The sequence below is a fragment of the Candidatus Tisiphia endosymbiont of Melanophora roralis genome, assembly GCF_964026575.1.
Classification (GTDB): Bacteria; Pseudomonadota; Alphaproteobacteria; order Rickettsiales; family Rickettsiaceae; genus Tisiphia.
The window spans coordinates 1,430,775-1,455,162 of record NZ_OZ032161.1 but is presented as its reverse complement, the minus strand read 5'-3'; the positions used below and the strand labels follow the sequence as shown (position 1 = coordinate 1,455,162).

At 33.4% G+C, this 24,388-nt stretch carries 17 protein-coding genes; 8 read left to right on the top strand and 9 right to left on the bottom strand.

Annotation, left to right across the window (positions count from 1 at the left end; all coding sequences use genetic code 11):
- Positions 1-294: 294 nt before the first annotated feature.
- The 6 genes from AAGD53_RS07050 to AAGD53_RS07025 all read left to right on the top strand — a co-directional run bounded on the left by AAGD53_RS07050 (position 295) and on the right by AAGD53_RS07025 (position 9,682).
- The gene (locus AAGD53_RS07050; protein ID WP_341747908.1) at positions 295-1,224 is read left to right on the top strand and encodes an AEC family transporter; all 930 of its coding nucleotides are present in this window, start codon (positions 295-297) and stop codon (positions 1,222-1,224) included.
- Between the two features lie 294 nt (positions 1,225-1,518).
- Complete coding sequence (locus AAGD53_RS07045; protein ID WP_341762706.1) at positions 1,519-3,798, top strand: NADP-dependent malic enzyme; 2,280 nt, start codon at positions 1,519-1,521, stop codon at positions 3,796-3,798.
- Positions 3,799-3,859: 61 nt separating this feature from the next.
- On the top strand, positions 3,860-4,036 hold the full coding sequence (locus AAGD53_RS07040) for an HIG1 domain-containing protein (RefSeq protein ID WP_341762705.1): 177 nt from the start codon (positions 3,860-3,862) through the stop codon (positions 4,034-4,036).
- Positions 4,037-4,352: 316 nt separating this feature from the next.
- Positions 4,353-6,335, top strand: coding sequence for a DNA topoisomerase IV subunit B (parE, locus tag AAGD53_RS07035; protein WP_341762704.1), 1,983 nt, complete (start codon positions 4,353-4,355; stop codon positions 6,333-6,335).
- A 42-nt stretch (positions 6,336-6,377) separates the two neighbouring features.
- Positions 6,378-7,757 (top strand): S41 family peptidase, encoded by a 1,380-nt coding sequence (locus tag AAGD53_RS07030; RefSeq protein WP_341762703.1) that lies wholly within the window; start codon positions 6,378-6,380, stop codon positions 7,755-7,757.
- A 434-nt stretch (positions 7,758-8,191) separates the two neighbouring features.
- Entirely contained in the window at positions 8,192-9,682 is a 1,491-nt protein-coding gene (locus tag AAGD53_RS07025; protein WP_341762702.1) for a sensor histidine kinase, read from the top strand.
- 31 nt (positions 9,683-9,713) lie between these two features.
- Here AAGD53_RS07025 and AAGD53_RS07020 read toward each other — a convergent pair whose 3' ends face one another.
- The 4 genes from AAGD53_RS07020 to AAGD53_RS07005 all read right to left on the bottom strand — a co-directional run bounded on the left by AAGD53_RS07020 (position 9,714) and on the right by AAGD53_RS07005 (position 15,068).
- Positions 9,714-9,965, bottom strand: coding sequence for a BolA/IbaG family iron-sulfur metabolism protein (locus tag AAGD53_RS07020; RefSeq protein WP_341751523.1), 252 nt, complete (start codon positions 9,963-9,965; stop codon positions 9,714-9,716).
- Positions 9,966-10,068: 103 nt separating this feature from the next.
- Complete coding sequence (locus AAGD53_RS07015; RefSeq protein WP_341762701.1) at positions 10,069-11,715, bottom strand: patatin-like phospholipase family protein; 1,647 nt, start codon at positions 11,713-11,715, stop codon at positions 10,069-10,071.
- 228 nt (positions 11,716-11,943) lie between these two features.
- The gene (locus tag AAGD53_RS07010) at positions 11,944-12,495 is read right to left on the bottom strand and encodes a hypothetical protein (protein WP_341762700.1); all 552 of its coding nucleotides are present in this window, start codon (positions 12,493-12,495) and stop codon (positions 11,944-11,946) included.
- Between the two features lie 83 nt (positions 12,496-12,578).
- Positions 12,579-15,068 carry a valine--tRNA ligase gene (locus tag AAGD53_RS07005; RefSeq protein ID WP_341762699.1) on the bottom strand — a complete coding sequence of 830 codons (2,490 nt, stop codon included), beginning with the start codon at positions 15,066-15,068 and terminating at the stop codon, positions 12,579-12,581.
- A gap of 70 nt (positions 15,069-15,138) precedes the next feature.
- On the opposite strand from AAGD53_RS07005, the gene AAGD53_RS07000 reads away from it, so the two are divergent.
- Positions 15,139-15,363 (top strand): palindromic element RPE1 domain-containing protein, encoded by a 225-nt coding sequence (locus tag AAGD53_RS07000; RefSeq protein ID WP_341762698.1) that lies wholly within the window; start codon positions 15,139-15,141, stop codon positions 15,361-15,363.
- Between the two features lie 194 nt (positions 15,364-15,557).
- Positions 15,558-16,415, top strand: coding sequence for a 4-hydroxybenzoate octaprenyltransferase (gene ubiA / locus AAGD53_RS06995; protein ID WP_341763445.1), 858 nt, complete (start codon positions 15,558-15,560; stop codon positions 16,413-16,415).
- A 226-nt stretch (positions 16,416-16,641) separates the two neighbouring features.
- Here the strand turns inward: ubiA and AAGD53_RS06990 are convergent, their stop codons facing one another.
- The 5 genes from AAGD53_RS06990 to rsfS all read right to left on the bottom strand — a co-directional run bounded on the left by AAGD53_RS06990 (position 16,642) and on the right by rsfS (position 24,355).
- Positions 16,642-19,467: a 2-oxoglutarate dehydrogenase E1 component gene (locus AAGD53_RS06990; RefSeq protein WP_341762697.1), complete on the bottom strand. Its 2,826-nt coding sequence runs from the start codon at positions 19,465-19,467 to the stop codon at positions 16,642-16,644.
- A 123-nt stretch (positions 19,468-19,590) separates the two neighbouring features.
- Positions 19,591-21,276, bottom strand: coding sequence for an ABC transporter ATP-binding protein (locus tag AAGD53_RS06985; protein ID WP_341762696.1), 1,686 nt, complete (start codon positions 21,274-21,276; stop codon positions 19,591-19,593).
- Between the two features lie 438 nt (positions 21,277-21,714).
- Complete coding sequence (locus tag AAGD53_RS06980; protein WP_341762695.1) at positions 21,715-22,206, bottom strand: SH3 domain-containing protein; 492 nt, start codon at positions 22,204-22,206, stop codon at positions 21,715-21,717.
- 8 nt (positions 22,207-22,214) lie between these two features.
- Positions 22,215-23,942 (bottom strand): cation:proton antiporter, encoded by a 1,728-nt coding sequence (locus AAGD53_RS06975; protein ID WP_341762694.1) that lies wholly within the window; start codon positions 23,940-23,942, stop codon positions 22,215-22,217.
- 83 nt (positions 23,943-24,025) lie between these two features.
- On the bottom strand, positions 24,026-24,355 hold the full coding sequence (gene rsfS, locus AAGD53_RS06970) for a ribosome silencing factor (protein ID WP_341761869.1): 330 nt from the start codon (positions 24,353-24,355) through the stop codon (positions 24,026-24,028).
- Positions 24,356-24,388 lie beyond the last annotated feature (33 nt).

Here is a 24,388-nt window from a genome sequence, read left to right as displayed (position 1 = left end):
AGTTTTTTAGAATTATTAAAAAATACGTCTATTAGCGAGAAGCCGCTGAAGGCGGCGACGCGGCAATCTAGGATACGCGAAGCGTTACTCTAAAAAAACAGCTTCGCTGTTTACCTAGATCGCCACGGCATCTAAAGAGCCTTGCTATGACGGTTAAGGAAAAACTTGATTATCGAGTAACACGCGAATTCGGCATAAGAATTTGTCAATTCTTATCCTGAATTGGGGTATAACATATATTTACAGCCAATTGCTAATTGTCTAGCAATTGGTAATTGGGATAATTGTAAACTGATGAACGAAATCTTCTCTAGTACATTACCTGTTTTGTTGATTCCCTTGTTTGGTAGTATTATCAAAAGGAAATGGTTGACTTCTGAAGAATTTTGGCGAGGATTAGAGAAATTATCATATTTTTTTCTTTTCCCTATTATGCTTTTTAATAATATATCTGCAGCCGATTTAAATGCATCGTCTATAATAAAACTGGTATTTGCATTAATCATCTCCACCTCTATTATTTCTTTGGCTTTAATTATTTATCAGAAGAAAACCAATTTTGACAAGGTTCAGTTTACTTCAACTTTCCAAGGTGCAATACGTTTTAATAGTTATATCTTTTTTGGTGTTAGTAGTCCTCTTTTGGGTCAGGAGGGACTTGCTATAGTATCTGTGATTTCATCCTATATGATCATTTTTACTAATATCATATCAGTAATGATTTTTGCACGTTATATCCCTGATAGTTCAGTAGCTAAGTCGCCTAAAGCTAGCTTTATATTGATACTTAAATTGATAGTACAAAATCCCTTGATTATAGCTAGTATAATTGGATTTCTTTTTAATTATTCTGGTTTAGAATTACATCTTGGTATAAAAAAAACCTTATCTAGCTTGTCCAACTCTGCTTTAGCTATAGGTATGCTAAATGTTGGGGCAAGTCTCAAATTTTTTATGCGTGGTGCTATTTTACAAAATGTATTGCTTACTAGTTTTGTTAAGTTAGTGGCTTTTCCTGTTGTCACAATAATTGTGTTGTCACTAATGTCAATAACTGGTACTGCTAAATCAGTTGGTGTCCTGTATAGCTGCCTGCCGTGTGCTAGCACGGCTTACGTTCTATCACGCCAGCTTGGTGGTGATCCGGAATCTATGGCATCAATCATTACGTTCACAACACTTTTTTCAATAGTATCATTGTCAGTTCTTATGTGGATGATATAACTAATAAACTCAATTTCGGATTAATTTCATTAATCCGAAATTGGAATGAGAATGTAAACAATCAGGCTTAAAGCGGCTATCACGCCTGATTGTTAAATATTTCATTTGCTAATCATCTTATTTTTATTGGTATAAAAATAAGATGATTAGCGATAATAGATTAAAATGCATTCGTACCAGCCGCTTCAAGAATGCATTTTTCTGATATTCTAGCCATTATTGGATTAAAATTTTTAATTTTAATCCAATAATGAGGTTAATAAACACTTGCAGTAATTAAGAAGGAATAACATCATGGGTGAAATGAATAAAATAAATTATCTCAAAGCCTTAGAATATCATCAAAAAGGTAAGCCAGGCAAAATTGCTATTGCGGCAACTAAGCCTTTGGATACTGCACATGACTTGGCTTTGGCTTATTCGCCAGGGGTAGCAGCTCCGTGTCTCGAAATTGCGAAAAATATAGATGATATTTATAAATATACTGCTAGAGGCAACTTAGTTGCTGTAATAACTAACGGTACGGCAGTTCTTGGTCTTGGTAGTATAGGGGCAGCTGCGTCGAAACCCGTAATGGAAGGAAAAGCCGTTTTATTCAAGAACTTTGCTGATATTGATTCTATTGATCTTGAAATAGATACGACTGACCCTGATGAGTTTGTTAATGCAGTAAAATATCTTAATTACAGTTTTGGAGGTATTAATTTAGAAGATATTAAATCTCCTGAATGTTTTATAATTGAAGAAAAATTAAAAAGCTGTATGCAGATACCGGTTTTTCATGATGATCAGCATGGTACGGCTATTATTGCTGCTGCAGGTTTAATTAATGCAGCTTATCTTACCAATCGTTCACTTGATAGTCTAAAAATTGTCATAAGTGGTGCAGGGGCAGCGGCAATTGCTTGCATTGAATTACTAATTGCTCTTAGTGTGGACAAAAAAAATGTTATACTATGTGATAAAATTGGGGTAGTTTACCAAGGTCGGCAAGAAGGCATGAACAAATGGAAAGAATTATATGCAGTCGAGACCGATCTCAGGACTCTGAGTGATGCTATGAAGTCAGCCGATGTATTCCTTGGTTTATCCGTTAAAGGAACAGTATCGAAAGAAATGGTAGCTAGCATGGCTGCAAATCCTATCATTTTTGCCATGGCTAATCCAGACCCAGAGATTACTCCGGAGGATATACAGCTAGTTAGAAGCGATGCGATTATTGCTACCGGACGCTCTGATTATAATAATCAGATTAATAATGTTATGGGATTTCCATATATTTTCCGTGGAGCTTTAGATGTTAGAGCTACTACTATTAATCAGGAAATGAAAATAGCGGCAGCAACTTCTTTAGCTGAATTAGCAAGACAAGCTGTTCCGAATGAAGTTTATAAAGCATATCCTGGTAAAAAAATGGTTTTTGGTCCAGATTACATAATTCCTGTACCATTTGATCCAAGATTAATTACCACTGTTCCGGTAGCGGTAGCTAAAGCTGCTATAGATAGTGGGGTTGCTAAAATTACCGAATTTGATGTTAAGAATTATGCAAAGGAGCTGGAAAGTAGGTTAAATCCTACCTCTCATTACATGAATCTATTATTTGAGAGAATTCAACAGTCAACACCTCAAAGAATAGTTTTTGCTGAAGGTGAGGAGGAAGAGGTAATCATAGCTGCTATGAGCATGCGGGATGCTTCGCATGCTCATCCTATCCTAGTTGGTAGATATGATAAAATATCTGCTGTTTTAAATAGAATAGGTATGAATTATGATTTAGATGGTATTACCATAATGAATGCTGCTATTAACCAAAATCTTGATAAATATATAGATACTCTTTATAGCCGGTTACAGCGTAAAGGTTACTTATACCGTGACTGTGCTAGACTAGTTAAAAGTGATAGAAATATATTCTCGGCTATCATGGTAGCTTGTGGCGATGCTGATTGTATGGTTACTGGTGTTACAAAGAGCTATTATAGTAGCTTAGAGGATATTATGAAGGTAATGGAAGCCAAAGAAAATAACAGAATTTTAGGCTATTCCATTCTGATTGCCAAGGAGCATAATATAATTATTGCTGATAATAGTGTGGCTGAACTGCCAAATGAGCAGGACATTGTAGAAATAACCTTGCAGACTGCTAATATAGCAAAAAATATGGGAATGACGCCAAAGGTTGCACTACTTTCTTTCTCAACTTTTGGTAATCCAATGAGGGAAAAGGCAAATAGAGTACGGGAAGCTGTTAGAATTTTAGATAGTATGAGTCTAGATTTTGAATATGATGGTGAAATGTCAGCTAATGTTGCTCTGAACCCTAATCGTAATTCATATAAGTTTTGTAGGCTATCAGGTTCTGCTAATGTATTAATTATGCCCGGTCTACATTCGGCTGCAATATCAACACAACTGCTGCAAGAATTAGCTGGAGGTGTTTTTATAGGACCAATAATTAATGGTTTTGAATATCCGGTACAAATAGTACAAATGGGATCATCGGCAAGTGAGATAACAAAAATTGCCACATTTGCCTGTATAGATGCAATAAATCTCTTGAACGAAAGATAATTAATTTTCGGATTTTATATTATTTGTTAATAGGTTATAATAACTCTTTCGAGGAATTTTAATGATATATACATTAATTGCTTTAAGCTTGACTACATTAGTCTTAGTGATAGGGATTGTATCTATGGCTATTGGTGGAAAATTTGATAAAAGATTTAGCTCAAAATTAATGTCGCTACGGGTTATATTTCAGGCAGTTGCTGTATGTTTGCTTGCTTTCCTCTATCTTTCAAAATAGTATATATACTCGATGAAAATCAAGAATTGCGTTGTCGTCTTCAGGGCACAACTGTTGAAAGTTAAAAAATCGTCATCGCGAAGTGCTGTGGTAAGGCTTAAACCGTCATTGCGAGCGAACGTACGTGAGCATGGCAATCCATAAAGCTTGTCATATAGATTGCTTCGTCGATCTACGGTCTCCTCGCAATGACGCTGTGGTATAGGTATTTGTAAACTTTCAACAGTTGTGCCTTTGACACGACGACCTTAATTCTTGAAGTTCTACCTGAGTATACTCGAATGATTTGGAAAAACTTGTAAGTTAATACCATAATATGTCTGATCTATTTAGTTTTAATGATAAAAAGCCTAAAATTAATAATTCATATACTGCAAAAGATATTGAAGTATTAGAAGGGCTTGAACCCGTACGCAAGCGTCCTGGTATGTATATTGGCGGAACAGACGAAAATGCTATGCATCATCTTGTTTCGGAAGTACTGGATAATGCTATGGATGAAGCTGTTGCTGGTTTTGCTAACATTATAACCATAAAAATGCATGTGGATAACAGTATCACTATTTCTGATAATGGTAGAGGAATTCCTGTCGATAATCACCCCAAATTTCCTGAAAAATCTGCTTTGGAGGTGATTCTAACTCAGCTCCACTCGGGAGGTAAATTTGCGAATAATGTATACCAAACAGCAGGTGGATTACACGGAGTTGGTATTTCTGTTGTTAATGCTTTATCAGACTATTTAGAAGTTAAAGTGTACAAGCAGGGTAAATTATTTAAGCAATCTTATTCTAAAGGGCATAAATTGAATGATTTAGAAAGTGAAGATGTTGCAAAAAAATTAAAGGGAACATCTATAAATTTTCATCCTGACCCAGAAATTTTTGGTGAAAAATCATGTTTCTCTCCTAAAAAAATATACGAATTAGCTAAATCAAAGGCCTATTTGTACAGGGGAGTAACGATAGAGTGGCAATGTGAGATTGAGACTAAAAGTGATGTACCGACAACAGCTCTGATCCATTTTCCAAATGGTTTGAAGGATTATTTAATATCAAAAATAAATCATGACGATTTAGTTAGTGGAGAGATTTTTTGTGGTAATATTGACTGGGACCAAGATCACGTAAAAGTGGAATGGGCAATTGCGTGGCATAAAAATGAATACCAACCCTTCATACAATCATATTGTAACACTATTCCCACCCCCCTTGGCGGAACTCATGAACAAGGTTTGCGTAATGCATTACTTCGCGGCTTAAAAATATACGGCGAAATGATAGGTAATAAAAAAACAACTATACTTACTATTGAAGATATTCTTGAAACTTCTTCTATTGTTCTCTCTATATTTATCCAGGATCCAATATTTCAAGGACAAACAAAAGAAAAATTGGTTTCACCAGGGGTTAATAAAATAGTAGAAAACATTATTAAGGATCATTTTGATCATTGGTTGAGCAGTAATAAAGTAGCCGCAAACCAATTAGTTGAGCATATAGTCAATATTGCTGAATTCCGAATAAATAAGCGTAATGAAAAAAATACCTTACGTAAAACTGCTACACAAAAATTGCGACTACCAGGTAAATTAGCCGATTGTACAAGAACGTCTCCTAATGGGACGGAGCTATTTTTGGTTGAGGGAGATTCAGCTGGAGGATCAGCTAAGCAGGCAAGAGATCGAGAAACACAAGCTATTTTGCCCCTTCGGGGCAAAATCCTAAATGTTGCCAATGCAACTCTAGAAAAGATTACTAATAATCAAGAAATTCAAGATCTAGAAGTAGCACTAGCATGCGGTAGTCTTAAAAATTACCGAGAAGAAAATTTACGTTATGAAAAAATAATAATTATGACAGATGCTGATGTTGACGGAGCTCACATCGCCTCACTGTTAATGACGTTTTTTTACCTTCGTATGCCAAAGCTAGTATCATCGGGTCATTTATATATTGCAAAACCACCACTTTATCGACTAACACAGTCTAATAAAACTTACTATGCAGTAAATGATCAACAAAAGACTGATTTAACTGCTAGATTATTAAAAAATAGTAAAGCTAAAATAGACATTGGTAGATTTAAGGGACTGGGGGAAATGATGCCAGCTCAGTTAAAAGAAACAACAATGAATCCAAAAAATAGGTCACTTTTAAAAGTTACTATAGATGATTTTGATAATATTGCTAAGATGGTAGACAATCTTATGGGCAAGAAACCAGAAAAACGTTTCCAGTTTATTTATGATCAGGCTTTAATTAAAATGGATACTATTATAAATAATCTAGATATTTAAAATTGCATCATCTACCAACTACTTATAAATTACAGGAGTACTATGTTCTTACGTTTAATTACAATATTATTATCAAGTTCTATCATTTTTTCTAATATAACATTTGCTGAAGAAGTAAAGAAGAAAGAATTACCAGATTCAGCTTATTTAAAACAATTCCAAGATATCTTTGAACGTGTTAATAGAGACTATGTCCAAGAACCTGAAAAACAAAAAATGACTGATGCAGCTATAGATGGCATGTTAACTTCGCTAGATCCTCATTCTAACTACATTACTGATGAGGATCTAGAATATTTTCTTGACCACACTAAAGGAGAATTTGGAGGTATTGGTGTTGAAGTGCAATATGACAATAGTGCTATCAAAGTCATTTCCCCTATTGATGATCTACCCGCTTATAGGGCAGGTATAAAAGCTGGAGACTATATTGTGGGGGTTAATGATGAGTTTGTATCAAATTTAGGATTTAATAAAGCGGTCAGAGAGATGCGTGGAGAACCAGGGGCAAAGGTAAAATTATTGGTAATCACGGAAGGTGAAAGTAAGCCAAAGGAAATTGAACTTACTAGAGAAATAGTTACAATTACACCAGTAAAAGCCCATTTAGAAAGAAATAATATCGCTTACGTAAGGATAGGGAGTTTTAATGAACATACTATTTCAGAATTAAAAAAATCTATAAAAACTTTAAAAAATGAAAGTAAAAATGGTCTAAAAGGTATTATCTTAGACCTACGTAATAATGGTGGTGGTCTGTTAGATCAGGCTGTTGCGGTTAGCGAATATTTTATTGATTCTGGGGTAATCGTTACTACCAAAGGCAGAAGCAAAAATAGTAACTCAGTATTGACTAGTAATAAATTTGCAGAAAAAGCACCATCTGTCCCTATTGTTGCTCTTATTAATGTTGGATCTGCTTCAGCTGCAGAAATCGTAGCTGGTGCATTGCAAGATCATAAAAGAGCAGTAATACTTGGAACAAAATCTTTTGGTAAAGGGTCCGTACAAAGCTTTGCTACAATTAGTCCTAGAGCTGCTATAAAGCTTACAACAGCTAAATATTACACTCCTAGTGGTCGTTCAATTCAAGCAGAGGGTATTGAACCTGACATAGTGGTTGAGATGGCAAAAGTTGAGTATCCCGAAACAAAATCAACAGATGTGAGATTTTCTGAATCTTCTCTAAAGAATTATCTAAAAAACGATAATAATAAAAACGATGATAAAAAAGTAGATACTACAGATAAAAATAAAGAACTTATTAAGAAAACAAATGATATTACAAAAAATACCAAACCAAAAAATACTCTAGAACAATTATCTGATCTTTATAAAAAAGATTATCAATTTGCTAGAGCTTATGATTTAATTATGGGATTAATCTTGACTAATAAAAGTAGTAATGAATTGAAAAAATAAAGGGTATACTCAGGTAGAACTTCAAGAATTGGCGTTCCCGCGACCAAAGATCGAAGCTGCTCCGTTACTCATGTACGCCTAGCAGCTCGACTTTGCTACTGCCTAGCTCTTCTTGAAGTTATACTATCGTCTACCAACTCTTCATTTACGAGCAGTATACAATGGGTAGGGTAATTGGGCATAACTGTTGAAAGTTAAAAAACCGTCTATTAGCGAGCGAACGTACGTGAGCGTGGCAATCCATGAAACTTGTCATATAGATTGCTTCGTTGACCTTATGGTCTCCTCGCAATGACATGCTAGATTCTTAAGTTGACGCCTATGCGAATTCGCGTGATTAGGAATGATAAGGTTACAAAGGAAATATCAGCTATTAGTTATGACTTTAATATTGTCCTGTGTCTATATGTGTAAGTAATATATGTGCAAACCTAATGATTCAAAATAAATATATTATTAGACTGTCATCCATTGGCTTATTTATAAACATTATTGTAAATATGATTTACTATCGTTACTTCATTATTGAAGAAATGATTTTAAAGCAAGTCGGAGAAACAAATATTAAAATAGCTGATGTTTATACAAAAAATGTTTGGGATAGGAATAGAACTGCTGTAGATAAGATACATGAATTTGGTTATATAAATTTATTACAAGATACAGATTTTATTAAGTTTGCAACTACTTCAGTTGATATTTTTGTTAATCTTAATGCATATATTTCTTTGTATGATCTACAAGGTAATAAAATTATAACTAGTTCGCCAATTCAAGTAACAAGTCACATGAATTTTCCTGAAGATACTCTGTATCAAAAAATTATTACCAAAATTGATAGATATTTTTTAAAAGAATTGAGTATAGAACAAGCCTTTAACAAAGCTTTTAAAGGGATAACAACTCATCTATTAATTCCTAGAGCCATGTTACATATATCAGGGGAGGTAAAGAAAGCATCTTGTATAACAAGTTATATCCCAATAATAAACCGTGATCCATTGAACTATCCTGTTGATGGTGTATTAGAGATACATACCAATATTACTAGTTTATGGTCAAGTATTATAGAGCTTGAAAGAAAAGTATTATTAACTTTTGTTATCATTTTGGTAATATTTTTAGTTATAGTTATGAGTAACACAAATTATGCACAAAAAATTATAGACCGACAATTTGAGGCTAATAAAGCATTAGAGGAAGCAGTAACTAAGGTTAGAAATGAAAGTTCTGCTCATACTAAATTTTTTGCCAATGTTAGTCATGAGCTGCGTACCCCTCTAAATGCTATTATAGGTTTTTCAGAAATTATGATGTCTACACCTTACAATAAGGAACATGATGCTTATGTAAAAGATATTCATAACGCAGGCAAGCATTTACTAGGTATAATAACCGATATATTAGACTTGTCAAAAGCATCTGCTGACAAGCTATTAGTTGATTTTGTAGAGTTAGACCTAAATAAATTAATTACTTCTACTATAAGGATAATGCAACCAAGAGCTGACCAAGCGAATGTAGCATTAATTGAAAAACTACCAAAAGATCATATTATTATAAAAGCAGATCCTAAAAGGCTTAAACAAGTATTTTTTAACCTTTTATCTAATTCTATAAAATTCACCAACGCATTAGGTTCTATAACAATTCATGCTGAAAAGAATGAATCTCAAGGACTAGTTTATGTGCAAGTTATAGATACTGGTATAGGAATTGATGAGAAAGATATTCCAAAAGTACTCTCAACATTTGGTCAAATTGATAGTGCCGTTGGCAGAAAATATCAAGGGACTGGTCTTGGTTTACCACTCACTCGAAAGTTGGTTGAACTAATGAGAGGTAAATTTGATATACAAAGTAAAATAGGCATAGGCACAACTGTAACACTAACTTTTGCTTATGATAGTAGTATAGAACAATAACTACCCCAATGTTGGGAATGCAGGTGTATGATTATTTGACTATATTTAATGGAGAACTGGTAGTTTTTATGGTGATAGCATGTAATTTATTATTATTCAGTATTTCTGCTAAAGCTTTTTTTACCATCTTATGCTGATTAATTAGACTAATTCCAAGAAAAGCATCATCTTGTATTTCTAAGGAATAGTGATCCTGATCTCCAGCTAAATCAACAATTTTTATTTTGGCATTTGGAAAACTATAACGTATAATTTCTTCAAGTTCTTTAATAGATATTGCCATTGTTCTTTAGAGTTTTTTATGTAACATACAACAAAAGCTTAAAGTCTGCAATCAGAGAAATTTAAAAGTCGATCGACTGGCAAAGTAATGCATTTTTTACTTTCTAATAACAGTCAACTAAGTCGTCAGCATGCTCGTATAGTGTATCCTGTCCCTCAAGTTTAGTCACTTCTTGAACACAATAAATATTATCCTTATAATCATGAGAGGTACTAATTATTAATGACTTAATATTTTCTAATAGCTCTGAACGACTTTCTGTATCTAACCCTACAATCCATTGAACGGTTTTCTGTACTTCTTCAGGTAGTGATGCAATTGTAGTAAGATCTAACTCTTCAGGAGATACATTATTAACATATTCTAAATATTCTAATGCACATTTGGAATCCTTTGCATATAATTCTTTAATCCACTGAAGTGTTGTTGTAAATTTCTCACTACTTACAGCAAAATCTGTTTCTCCATTAGTCACTATAGTACTACTAGATTCTAATTCATTACTTACCATTGCATTTAAGACTTCAGGTTCTGCAGTAGCCACCACTATATCAGAATAGTCTGAGTTGCTATCACTTTCATACCCTTCATCACTAACTTCAGTATTTATCATTGCAGTGACTCTAGGTTTTGTAGAAGTTATATCAGATTCTGAGATGCTATCATTTTCATACCCTTCATCATTAACCTCAGAACTTACCAGTGCATTTGAGATTTCAGATTGCTCAAGATTATCATTCCAATCAGCTTTTAACCTATCACACAGATCTTGTACTAACTTGGAATTATTTTCTAAATATTGCTCAGCGACTAGCTTTAACTTTGTTATATTATTTTGGCTAGAATCGTCTAAGTTTTTACATTCTTTTGGGATAGGCAGCCATATCTCTGTATTTTGTCCTTCACCTGTTAGATCTAACCTAACCTCATTTACGTCAGCTTCCTCGTCGTTTTTCATAAGTGTATCAATTAAGCCGTTAAGCAACCACCCTAATGCTCCATCAAAATTAGGTGATGGTATTTGGGCTTTTGTTTGCTCACCTTTTCCAAAATTGATAGAACAAATCATAGTGCGTTCCATAATGTCTGCTTGTTCATGATAACTAAGCCCTTCTTTAAGCACCTGTAGCACTGTAGCAGCTGGACGATTAGCACCAAGACCACCATCGGCAAAAGCATAAGGCTTACCCGCAGCATAATCATAATCTTTTACGGCCTCTTTATTAACAACAGCTTTAAAATAGGTTGGTGCTGCTGTAGTTGCAAGAAGCACGTCCTTTGTTCTAACATGTGGACTATGTTGATCATGACTATCAAAAATCTTCATACTATTCTTTCCTTCATTCAAATCAGCAACTGGTATAATAAGACGGCATAGACTATCATCCAATCTATTATCCCCTAAATGCTTTTCTAGCATTTTCTTCAAAGGTTCTTGACTATATTTGTGTTTTATTATTCCCCAGTTAAACCAGCTTTGAGGGAAGATTTCAGGAGCAGTGTTTTCAAATAATTCTAAAGCTTCTTTAGCTGAATAACGAGGTTCTGTTGATCCTTCTTCTTTAGGAATTGTTAATAAGGCTGCAATTAATCCTCCAACACTAGTGCCAGAAATAATATTAAATAATTTAGATATAGGTTGCTGGGTTATTTCTTCTATTTTCGCTAGTACAACTAACTCAGCTATTCCTTTTACCCCACCACCTGAAAGGCAAAGAACTTTGTTTTGTCCTGTTTGATTTGTAGTCATAAACTATGCCCCCGTAACCTTTTAAAGTTTCCTGATATTTAGGTTATCATAAAATTTATATTGTAACAAATAAAATTTTGTATCGTAATAAATAAAAGCAAAAAATAAATTATATAATATCGTAGGGAAGGCTAAAATATTACACACCAAACTTGTAAATTGATTTATCAATTCTTCAAAGTATTTGAGTATATAACACCCCAATTCGGGATAAGAATTAGTTAATTCTTATCCCGAATTCGCGTATAACCTAACATGCTGCAAAATTTTCTTTGCAGCCTCACTAGCAGGAAGGAGTGTAACATCAAGCTCAAATAAATTAGGATGAGAAATTTGAATCAAAGGATATTTTGGATAAACATCTTGTATATCGATTGATTTGTAACGAAGCAGCCTATCTAGTTGTTGAATTCTCATAATATTTTCTTCTTCTGAAATCAATAATTTTACAGGAATAAATGTTGACTTACGGTTCGATGCTAGCTGTTGTACTTGATTAAAAAGCTTATGATCACCATCAATCTCATAGAGACAATTAGTAAGAACATAGTTATTATAAGTTTCTTGGCTTAGAAAATTAAAAATACCATCTCGTATATGTTTAATTGTATCCCAAGCAAATTCTGGAATGGGAGTCAACCCATCATAATTTAGAAGTGAGAAAATAGGATTATTGATATGTTGGTTGTCACATATGCTGTAGCCAGCTTTTGCTATTTCCTTTGCTATAGTATACTTGCCAGTCCCTAGTTTACCTATTAGGTAGATAATGGTAGTCATTTTGTTTAATCTCACTAAAAGCTAACTATACTAATTTTATTTGTGTTAAACTCTAAAAACTTAGAAATTGATTTATCAATTTTTCAAAGCATTTGAGTATATATTACATTAATTACAACATCGCCATTCTTTAATACTTGATTTGTTGATGAAAATTGTTCAACAAATTCTATGGTGCGAGCAGACGTAACGTTTTTGAGATCTATTATTAGGTCATCAGAAAGTTTTTCTCCTATAATTTCTAGTATCTCAATATCAGCTTTGACTGACAAATTCTTTTCTGCTTTAGCTTTCCTAACCAAGTCTAGTATTTCAATAAGTCTATCAGGCTGAATCTGATCTACCGGAAAAGATAAATTTTTGATTTGAGACCAGTTGCCCCTTGTATGTATAGATTTTGTACTATACAAAATTTGCCAAATTTCTTCTGTTATATGTGGAAGGAAAGGAGCTAATAATTTAAGTAAGATTTTTATAGAATGATATAAGGTTATTATGGCACTATACTGCCCTTTATTATCTGAACCATCCATATTATAAGCTCGGGTTTTAGTTATCTCGAGGTAATTATCACAAAATACTGACCAAAAAAACTTTTCTATCAAATCCACAGCATTGGCATACTCATAATTTTGCATATCTGATTCAACTTTGCTTACTAACTCAACTAGTTTAACTATTAACCACTGGTCAAACTTATGACAAATCTTGCTTTCTATATCAGATATTTCAGCATTTTTATCTAGTGAGTCTAATTTATCGAAGTGAATAGTAGCAAATTTAGCAGCGTTCCATAATTTATTAACAAGCCTCTTGCCATTTTTCATTACGTCTTCAGAGTAAACAGTGTCTGCCCCAAGCTTAGATTTAGAAGTCCAATAACGTGTTACATCAGCACCGTATTGCTCAAGCAATTTTTGTGGCACAATAACATTGCCTTTAGATTTTGACATTTTGCTACGATCAAACGCTAGACACCACCCGCTAATCATAATGTTTTTCCAAGGTAGGGTATTCTCATGTAATTGGGCTTTAAGTATTGTATAAAAGGCCCATGTCCTAATGATTTCATGAGCTTGCGGATGTAGGTCAGCAGGAAATAATTTTTTATGACGCTCGATATCTACGTTAAACTTTTCAGAGATACCATGACTACTTAATTGTGGTGATACTGCACTGGTAGCCCAAGTATCCATAACATCGTAATCCGGTTCTACTTCTTCTCTAGAATAGCCAATTGGTAGGTCTCGAAGAGGGTCTACTGGCAGTTGTTTGATATCTGGAAATAGGGGTTTGCCTATTTCGCCAATTCTTTTAGAATACCAAACAGGGAAAGGTACACCAAAATAGCGTTGACGACTTATACACCAATCCCATGATATGCTATTTATCCAGTTCTCAAGCTTAATTTTCATAGTTTTTGGATGCCAATTCAGCTCACATGCACGTTGCATTAGAACATCTTTATGTTTTATCGTGCGAACAAACCACTGAGGTAGCGTAAGTATCTCTAGCGGTGAGCCTGAACGTTCAGCACATTTTACTGTTTGAGTAATTTCTATTTGTCTAACTAATAGGTCTTGCTCTTTTAAGATTTCTATAATTTTACTTCTAGCATCTTTTATTTTTAAACCATTTAACTGATGTGAATTTGATAATTCAGTCGGGATATTTATGATACCTTTTTTATCTATAATAATTTTCATAGGTAAATTGTGAGTTCTCCACCAAGTTATATCGGTTGTGTCACCAAAAGTACAGCACATCACAAGTCCACTTCCTTTATCTATTTGAACTAAATCATCCGCTAGAATAGGTACTTTAACATCAAATAGCGGTGTTATGGCAAATTGGTCTTTCAGTTGTTGGTATCTATCATCATTTGGATTGTAAAATACTGCAACACAAGCTGGTAGCATTTCTGGTCTAGTGGTAGCAATAATAATCTTCTCACCCTTGCTGGTATGAAAAATTATATCATTCATCATTGTAGTTTTTTCTTGGTCTTCAATGTCAGCTTGAGATAAAGCCGTTTGATCAACTGGATCCCACAACATTGGTTGATTATTACGGTAAATTTCGCCTTTGTCGACTAAGTCTAAAAATGACATTTGTGATATTTTTTGTGATAATGGATTAATTGTTTGGTATTCCAAAGTCCAATCAACAGATAAAGCCATTTGATTAAATAATGAGCGGAATTTCTCTTCCTCAGAAATAACAACTTCCTTACATATCTCAATAAATTCATCTCTTGCCATACTGGCTGCTCTGAGTTGTTTTTGTTTTTCAACTAAACGTTCGGTAGGTAAACCATTATCATCAAAACCGATTGGATAAAAAATATTTTTACCCAGCATCCGTTGGAAACGGACAATAAAATCAGCTTGAGTATAACTGTAAACATGTCCTATATGCAAATGTCCTGAGACTGTTGGTGGTGGCGTATCTACTACAAAACTATTTTCTCTCGTATCATTTTTATCCCAAAGATAAATTTTTTGTTCCTGCCAAAATTTTTGCCATTTTCTTTCGCTTTCAATAAAGCTATAATTTTTTAGAAATTCTATCATAATAAGACTATCCTAGTTACGCGAATTCGGGATAATAATTAACTAATTCTTATCCCGAATTTGGGGTTGATTGTTAAAATATATTCGTGTCAGCCACTTCAAAAGTAGACCTCTTACAGAATTCACTTCTGCTAGGGAATTTGTAGGAGGACCGGAATCTCAAACCGCAGCGTACTCAAACGTACGTGAGGATTCGAGTCTAGTCCCGACGCACAAATTACCAGCAGAAGTAGAATTATGCAAAAGGTCTAGTGCATTTATCGAATTAATGGTTAGAATATATCATAATATTTGACCCCACTAAGTATTTTATATTAGATTTTTTGAATATTTCTATGTTGAGTAGATTTATAGGCATTTTCGCTAAGCAAGAACCGAAAGCAGTACTAAATTCCGTTACGAATTCGAGAACGAAAATAACGATCGATAAGACCATTAAATGGAAATGTTCACAGACCTAGTTAAATTAATTCAAAATATATCATAACTATAGCAATGCCAAATAAATTTTTTCTGAGCCTTAAATTAATGAGACTGCAAAGTCCTACTGGCTATCTGTTACTATTTTTCTCAACATGCTTTGGGGTACTTCTTACCAATATTGCAATTTATAATTTAGTAAAATTATTATCATTGTTTTTTATCGGAAGTATCATTACTAGGGGAGCTGGTTGCGTTCTTAACGATATTTTTGATAAAGATTTTGATAAGCATGTTTTAAGAACAAAGGATAGACCACTAGCTAATGGATCATTAAATGTAAATGAAGCGATGATTTTGCTAACTATATTATCAGTCTGTTCCTTGACAATTTTATTATCATTAAATAAAACAGCGATTTGCCTAGGGTTTCTTAGCTTTATCATGATTGTTTTATATCCGCTAATGAAAAGAATGATAAACTTTCCGCAAGTATTTCTAGGACTAACATTTAATGGAGTATTGATTGGCAGTAGTGCTGTAATTGATAAAATATCAATAGAATCGGGTATTATGTATATTGCCTGCTGTTTTTGGATTATTGGTTATGACACTATTTATGGTTTTATGGATATAAAGGACGATAAGAAGATTAAGATCAAGTCAATGCCACTTTTTTTAGAAAAGAGAAATTATAAATTACATTTATATGTTTACTATACCATCTTCATATTATTATTCATATTTGCTAACATTATAGCAACCCATCGACCTAACTATATAGCTATTCTCTGTGCTTATATAATGCTGATTTGGCAGGTAGTAACATTAGAAATCTCAGACCCACAAAATTGTCTTACTAGGTTTAAAAATAATAATTACGTTGGCTTAATCTTGGCTTTAGGTGCATTAGATTTGAATAATTAAATAATTCACCTTACGCGTGGCATTTAAAAATCATAAGGGAGAAAACAGCCCGGCGTCATTGCGAGGAGCTACTTTAGTAGCGACGAAGCAATCTAATAAATGTGGATTGCCACGACCACTACGTGGTCTCGCAATGACTCTTGTACTTATTCTGCAATTTTTAAATTACCATGGTGGTTATGCGTAAGGTAAGTTAAATAATTATGCTGACATTTCCAACTTAACTCTATCCCTTAATTATCAAGGCTTCTTCAAGCAATTTTTTCTGTTGCTCATTATGTATGATCGGTGAGCCAACTGCTGGTGAAGCAGACTCATTCCTACCAACATATATAAATTGATTATTAATTGATGCATTTTTTAGGCTCTCATTTAAGTGATCTTTAACAAAATTCCACGCCCCCATATTTTTAGGTTCTTCTTGACACCAAATAAACTCTTTAGCTTTATTATATTTACCTAATATTTTAACGATAATATCCGTTTCAAACGGATATAACTGTTCAAGTCTAATAATCACTATATCTAAAATATTCTTTTCTTCTCTTTTTTCTAATAAATCATAGTAGACTTTACCACTACATAATATAATTCGTTTTACTTCCTTGGCATTTATAGCATCATTAATTTCGTCTAGCACAGGTATAAAGCTCGTATTCTCATCAAGCTGGGAGAGAGGTGATACAACCATTTTATGTCTTAATAAAGATTTTGGTGACATTACTATTAGTGGTTTACGAATATTACTGTATATTTGACGACGTAATAAATGAAAAAATGAAGCTGGCGTCGTAGGATATGTAACTTGCATATTATTTTCAGCAGCAAGCTGCAAGAACCTCTCGAGTCTTGCAGAGCTATGCTCTGGACCTTGTCCTTCAGATCCATGTGGTAGTAGCACTACTATACCGCTCATCCTGAGCCATTTGCTTTCACTACTGGAAATGAATTGGTCGAAAATTATTTGAGCTCCGTTAGCAAAATCGCCAAATTGAGCTTCCCAAATTACTAAATCTTTTGGATTAACTAATGAATAACCATACTCAAAACCTAAAACTGCATATTCAGATAAATTACTGTCAGCAATTTCAAAATTTGCTTGCCCAAAATTTCCTTGGTTTTGCGATAAATTATTTAATGGTGTATAAGTTCTATCATCCACCTGACTATGTAACACTGCATGACGGTGAGAGAAAGTGCCACGCCCACAATCTTGACCAGTAAAACGTATTCTAGTACCTGAATTTAATAAACTGGCAAAGGCTAACTGTTCTGCAGTTGCCCAGTCAATAGGTTTATCTTGCTTTAAAGTATTTTCTCTTAATTCAAATAATTTTACAAGTTTGGGATTTAAAGGAAAATCTTTTGGTATCTGACAAAGCTTTATACCAAGTTCTTTTAAGGTGTCTTTGTTAACACCAGTAGAGAGCATTTGAGCATTTGACCTAGTATAACTAGACCATAAACCTTCCAAAAACTGAGCTTGTGGCTGATAATTTTTGGCTTGTTCATATTCTTGATCTAATTTCAGTTTAAATTGTTCTTTTAATGTAGGAAAATAATTTTGGTCAATTATTCCACCTGCTACTAGTTTATTTGCAAAAATAGTTGCCGGGGATTGCTTATTTTTTATTACATTATACATAACAGCTTGAGTATACATAGGTTCATCACCTTCATTATGACCATATTTACGATAACAAATGATCTCAACGACTATGTCTCTAGCAAATTTATATCGGTAATTCACTGCAATATTGGTAGCCTTGATCACTGCTTCAATATCATCACCATTTACATGTAGAATTGGACTATTAATTATCTTAGCAAACTCAGTAGAATATCTACCTGGCCTAGTGTCATAACTATTCGCTGTAAATCCAAGCTGATTATTAATGACAAAGTGAATAATCCCGCCAACATTATAAGGCTTTAGATCCGACATAAATAAACTCTCAGCTACTACACCTTGACCACAAAAAGCACTATCGCCATGAACCAAAATACCCATTACTTTCTTACGATTAGTATCTTGGATGCTATCCTGTTTTGCTCGTACTTTACCAGCTACTACCGGATTCACCGCTTCTAAATGTGATGGATTATCTGCCATAGAAAGATGCACCTTAAACCCCTCTCTTATCTGATCTGATGAATAGCCAATATGATACTTCACATCACCTGAAATACCTAAATCAGTCGGCAAGATACTACCTGTTATAAATCCAGACAAAATAGCTTTATAAGGTTTAGTCATTACCTTGGCCAATGTGCTAAGTCTTCCTCGGTGAGCCATACCTATTACTACATCTTCTAGTCCATGGACAGTAGACATATCTATAGCTTTATCTATAGCCACTACGGCTGCCTCTCCACCTTCTACTGAAAAGCGTTTTGCTCCAGGAAATTTGGTATGTAGATATTGTTCAAATCCTTCAATTTCTACTAAATCTTTTAGTATATCCTTCTTATCTTGTTCCAATATATTAAAAGCTTGAACATTACTTTCTATCTGCTCAAAAAACCAAGTTTTCTCATCTTCATTGGTCACATGAGCAAATTCTACGGCAATATCTTTAGTATAAGTTTGATCAAGCAAATTAACCAATTCCTTAAGTGAACATGCTTTTATTCCAAAAAATTCATCATCAATTTCTATAATATTATTCAAATGATCTGTGGTAAAACCAAAATCTTCTATATTAAGTCTCAACTCATTTTTAGTCTTAAGAACTTCAAGATTCAAGGGATCTAGCTTAACTAAATAATGTCCATAATTACGGTAGCGGGCAATCATTGCTTTTGCTCTGAGCTTGTTAGCTGTAGCAGAAAATTCCGTAACATACGGTAAAGGCTTTTCTTGAGGTGAAGTAATAACATGAGCAATAGTTTTATTAACTTGGTAACTATTATTATTCTCAATATTTTGGAAATAGTTTTGCCAGCTTTCATCAACTGCTTTATGATCTGATAAATATAGCTGATATAGCTCTTCTATAAAAACAGCATTACTACCAAATAAAAAACTAGTTTGTTTTAAATTTTTATCCATAAACTCCTATTCCTAATTAGTAAAAAGCCTAGATAGCATTCCCCGTGGGGAATGACATCATTTTTGACCTTGTAAGTATCATTTCCAATTTTCCAAATCATTTGTCACATCTGAAGTAAAAACCTAAATTACCATACCGTTTACTTGATGCTCCCAAAGTTCTTTGAATCTACCATTTGGCATTGCAAGTAGTTCTACAAAATTTCCATCTTCAACAATTTGGCCGTTTTCTATCACAACAATTCTATCTAAATGTCTTATTGTTGACAGACGATGAGCTATGGCAATTACAGTTGCATTATTTTTTTCAAGTAGTGTGTTTATAGATTTTTGAATTTCTAGTTCGGTTTGACTGTCAAGTGAAGAAGTCGCTTCATCCAGAATTAAAATCGGGGCATTTTTAAGAATAGCCCTGGCAATTGCTATACGTTGACGTTGACCTCCACTTAGTTTAATTCCTCTTTCGCCCACAAGGGTATTATATTTCTCAGGTAGGGTTTCAATAAACTCATGAAGATTGGCTGCCAGTGCTGCACTTTCTATCTCAGCTTGTGTTGTATTTTCTTTAGCATACCCAATATTTTCTCCAATAGAACGATGAAAGAGCATAATATCTTGTGGAATTAGAGATATTTGACTACGTAGACTCTCACAAGATACATTATAGATACTTTGATTATCAATAATAATATCCCCGGTTGTTATTTGAAAATTTTTGAGTAATAAAGATATTAATGTTGATTTCCCACCACCAGAATGTCCAACAATTCCAATTTTTTGACCAGCTTTGATATTAAGATTTAAATCCTTAAATACACAATTAGTGTTGTTATAACCAAAAGATAAATTCTGAAATACAATATCACCTTTGGTAATCGTTAAGTTAGTTACAGAAGGAGTATCAATTGTATTTTGTGGGATTTGCATAATTGTAAAAGCAGAGCGAAAAGCAGCAACATCCTCTAGGAAATCTTTTATTTCCATTGTAGTTTGCCAACTATTTTCAGTAAATAAAAAAGTAAGTGACATAACAAAAGCAATATCACCAATTGAAATCTCATTATTATTTTTCATATAAATGACATAACAAAATAGTGAGATTAAAAATACCCAATAAAATAAACACAATATTATAGATATAATTAAATCGTATCTATAATATTTGATAATTAATGGGTTATGTATATTATCATAATAGTGTTGTATTTTGTGTAACTCACGCTGCTGAGTAGCAAAAGCAAAAACTGTAAAAATGTTAGTAATACAATCTGCTACAGTTCCAAATAAATAATACCATGAGTCTTGCTTTTCCTGCTCCATTTTGGCAAGCTTGGTAAAAAATTTAAATGCCATTGGTGCATATATAAAGCTAAATGCTAGAACAAAAAAAAGTATTTTTATATTGGTCAGACCTAATGCAATACCAGAAAATAACGTAATAAACAATGGTTTACTTAGCTGCAATTCAAGTGCTTGATGCATTTTAAAATAGTTATCACCAATTCCTTTTACTTTCGCAACAATTGAACCGGAAAGGTTATGTTGAAAAAAAGTATATGATAATTTAAAGCAATGTGTGCAAACTTTATTTAATATATTTTGTAAAATATATGGCATACATTTTAATTGAGCAAAATTATGCATTCGCCATGCACCATCAAGGATAATTTGGGAGCTTATAAATATCGTTATTGGTTTCCAACTTTGTTCAAAAGTAATATTTTGATTTTGAGTAAACAAATCAATTAATAGCTTTATAGCATAATTATATATAATTGGATATACACCATGTGCACATGGCGCAATCATCATGATAAAATATAAATACTTATATGGCTTTATAACTGACCAAAGAAAGGAAGATGGGGTTGACATTTTTGTATAAATTTATTTGTACTAGTACAAAGACGGAAAGCTAGACTTTATGCTACGTCCACCGTTTGATATGTTCACAAAATGCACTAAAATCGAAGAATGGCTCAGCCTAGTGGATGATTTTAGAACCAAAAGTGACATAAGAATTGTTATAAACCAATCCTTATCATACATTTGTATAGATGTCAATTTAATAATCTTTGGGAGAATCTTGCCTGAATAATTTTAAAGTGTAGATTGCAATATGCTTTTGACCCCTTTTGAAAAAAATTGTAATGTGACTAGAGTCCTAACCTAGTCACACTAAAATCTAATTAAGATATAAGAACCTAGACACAGAGCAAGGATTTGCAGTAGAGGCAAGAGTATATATTATTCATCCTTATATACTCCCCACAATACTGTTTTAGGTAGCCATCCAGTATAATTCTTGCAGCACACCTGACAATAATCTTGTTTGCATTTATTAAGTAGGCAACGGACATAATTACTTACTCTTGCAACAATTTTATGTTGATCATTAGCTGCTCGAGTCAGAGCTACTAACTTGGCACTTACCACAATCACCGATCTTTTACCGGACAATACACTTGAATGTACCCAGCCTCCTTCTCCTTTTATATCACGAATTTGCCTCCATTGTTCATATTCTGCAATAATTTCTATTGGTTCACCTTTTTTAACAAATACCCATTCTATAGGTGTTTTTATCGAAGGACCAACTCTAGCATTTACCTCATTAGCCTTTATTGAGGCAAATCTAGGTATCGGCAATTTCTGATTATCAGCTGTCGTTAGTAAAGGTGTAATGGTCAAGATTATAATCAAAATATATGACTGTTGCTTTAGTAACTTGATTGCCATGGTTATTTTTAATCATTCTCTTCTAATTCACGCAAAGCATCATCTCGTTTAGCTATTACATAATTACCTGATCTAAATTGCCCTTTGATACGATTTATTTCATATTCACTAAGGCCAATAAATTTTAAAATTGTTCCACCAAGCTGTAACCCCGTCTCATAATTTTCTGGTATGATTGTTGTTGCTCCAGCATCATAAAATTCTCTAGCCTTTTCTAGATTCTTTAATCTTACAATAACTTCAAGATCTGGAAAATGACTTGAAATTGTTCGAAGAGATTTTTTGATAGTAACACTATTATTCATTGTAAGTACTAGAGTTAAAATCCTTTCTGCTCCCACAGCTTTTAGCGTATCAATCTGTGATACATCTCCTTTAAAAACTGGAAAGCCATTAGCTGTTTCTGCTTTTACAATCTCGTCATTAACATCTAGTGCTATATAATTGATTCCTTCAGCTTCCAGTACTAATGCTACCATTCTACCAACGCTACCAAAACCGGCAATTATTATATGATTTGTTAAATCTCTTGCTCCAAGTTCTATAATTTGTATTGGAGTCTTGCCAAGTTGTTTATCAAGTCTTTCAGCAAGTTTTCTTCCTAAAATTGCCAGTAATGGAGTTAGTGCCATAGTACATGTCACCACTAATAACAGAATATTAGCCGTACTCTCTCTAATAACCTGAGTTTCTTTACCAAGACCGAATAAGATAAAAGCAAATTCTCCACCTTGTGATAATAATAAACCTGCATGCAATGCTACTCCTTTATTAAAACCAAATAAAATGCAAGAGGCGGCAATAATTAGTGCTTTTACTACAATCAAGGCAATAGAACAAGTTAGTATAGTTGATATTTGAGCGTATATTTCTTGAGCGTCAATATTCATTCCAACGCTCATAAAAAATAGTCCTAGCAATAAGCTTTTGAAAGGGTATATACTTTCTTCAGCTTGCAACCGAAATTCTGTTTCTGCAACCAAAACACCTGCAACAAAAGCTCCTAAAGCAAGTGATAAACCAAAATATTGCGTGGCCCAAGCTGCAGATAGAACTACCAATAGAGTCATGGAAATTGGTAGCTCGTTTATATCGCCATTGTCCGATGAAATTAACCCAAATAAAGGTCTTAGTAACACTCTACCTGCAACAAATATTGCAAGTAGTGCTATGATAGCCTTAAGTAAAGCTGTTCCTAGAGCTATCGCTAACGAATCTTTACTATTGCTAGCAAACAGTGGTACCATAACTAGCAATGGCACAACTGCTAAATCTTGTAATAACAAGATAGCTAGGGATATACGACCTAGTTGAGTTGATTGGCTACGGCTTTCCTCAATAACTTGCATAACAAGGGCAGTTGAGGATAAAGCAAGACCACCTCCAATAATAATTGCAGCACTACTATTACCGCTGATTAGTACAACAGCGGCAGCAATTACTATAGCTGTAGTTAACACTTGTAGTGAGCCAAGACCAAATACATACCGCCTCATTACCTTTAATCTTTCAAAAGATAATTCTAAACCTATAGCAAAAAGTAAAAAAACTACTCCTAATTCTCCTAGTAATTTTGTTTGATCATATGTTACAATCTTAAATCCATGGTCTCCAATTACCGCTCCTGCAATTAAATAACCCAAAACTGGGCTTAGATTAAGGCGTTTCAGTATTGCTACAACAAATACAGCTGTTCCTATTAAAATTATAATATTGATAAGAATATGCTCTTCCATTTACACCTTTTCCCTAGAAGTATTAATACATTATTTTTTAAATACACTAAGTAGTTTTCAGTAAAAAATCTAATATTTTTAATTTATTTTTTGCTCCACATCTCTTCCAACTTAAAATATTCTCTAGTTTCTGGATAGAAAATATTAACTAATATATTTCCAGCATCTATTAATACCCATTCAGATGTTCCAAGTCCTTCAATATTAGTATCGATATTAGCTTGATGTTTTAACTCTAAAGCTAAATATTCAGCAATTGCTCCAACATTTTTAGTTGAACGCCCGCTTGCAAAAATAATATATTCAGCTAATGTAGTTTTTTGTCTTATATCTATTACTATTATATCTTCTGCTTTTTTTTCTTCTAAACATTTAACCACAAACTCTTTCAATAGTTCAGTATTTTCTATCATAATTATCTCCAATTACGCGAATTTGGGATAAGA

Excerpts from the sequence above, each read along its gene's own strand:
- AAGD53_RS07010 (WP_341762700.1), bottom strand. The coding sequence starts at position 12,495 with ATGACTACCATTATCTACCTAATAGGTAAACTAGGGACTGGCAAGTAT.
- AAGD53_RS06980 (WP_341762695.1), bottom strand. The coding sequence starts at position 22,206 with ATGGCAATCAAGTTACTAAAGCAACAGTCATATATTTTGATTATAATC.
- AAGD53_RS06990 (WP_341762697.1), bottom strand. The coding sequence starts at position 19,467 with ATGGATAAAAATTTAAAACAAACTAGTTTTTTATTTGGTAGTAATGCT.
- AAGD53_RS06985 (WP_341762696.1), bottom strand. The coding sequence starts at position 21,276 with ATGATTGCGCCATGTGCACATGGTGTATATCCAATTATATATAATTAT.
- AAGD53_RS07050 (WP_341747908.1), top strand. The coding sequence starts at position 295 with ATGAACGAAATCTTCTCTAGTACATTACCTGTTTTGTTGATTCCCTTG.
- rsfS (WP_341761869.1), bottom strand. The coding sequence starts at position 24,355 with ATGATAGAAAATACTGAACTATTGAAAGAGTTTGTGGTTAAATGTTTA.
- AAGD53_RS06975 (WP_341762694.1), bottom strand. The coding sequence starts at position 23,942 with ATGGAAGAGCATATTCTTATCAATATTATAATTTTAATAGGAACAGCT.
- AAGD53_RS07020 (WP_341751523.1), bottom strand. The coding sequence starts at position 9,965 with ATGGCAATATCTATTAAAGAACTTGAAGAAATTATACGTTATAGTTTT.
- AAGD53_RS07045 (WP_341762706.1), top strand. The coding sequence starts at position 1,519 with ATGGGTGAAATGAATAAAATAAATTATCTCAAAGCCTTAGAATATCAT.
- AAGD53_RS07025 (WP_341762702.1), top strand. The coding sequence starts at position 8,192 with ATGATTCAAAATAAATATATTATTAGACTGTCATCCATTGGCTTATTT.
- AAGD53_RS07040 (WP_341762705.1), top strand. The coding sequence starts at position 3,860 with ATGATATATACATTAATTGCTTTAAGCTTGACTACATTAGTCTTAGTG.
- parE (WP_341762704.1), top strand. The coding sequence starts at position 4,353 with ATGTCTGATCTATTTAGTTTTAATGATAAAAAGCCTAAAATTAATAAT.
- AAGD53_RS07015 (WP_341762701.1), bottom strand. The coding sequence starts at position 11,715 with ATGACTACAAATCAAACAGGACAAAACAAAGTTCTTTGCCTTTCAGGT.
- AAGD53_RS07005 (WP_341762699.1), bottom strand. The coding sequence starts at position 15,068 with ATGATAGAATTTCTAAAAAATTATAGCTTTATTGAAAGCGAAAGAAAA.
- AAGD53_RS07030 (WP_341762703.1), top strand. The coding sequence starts at position 6,378 with ATGTTCTTACGTTTAATTACAATATTATTATCAAGTTCTATCATTTTT.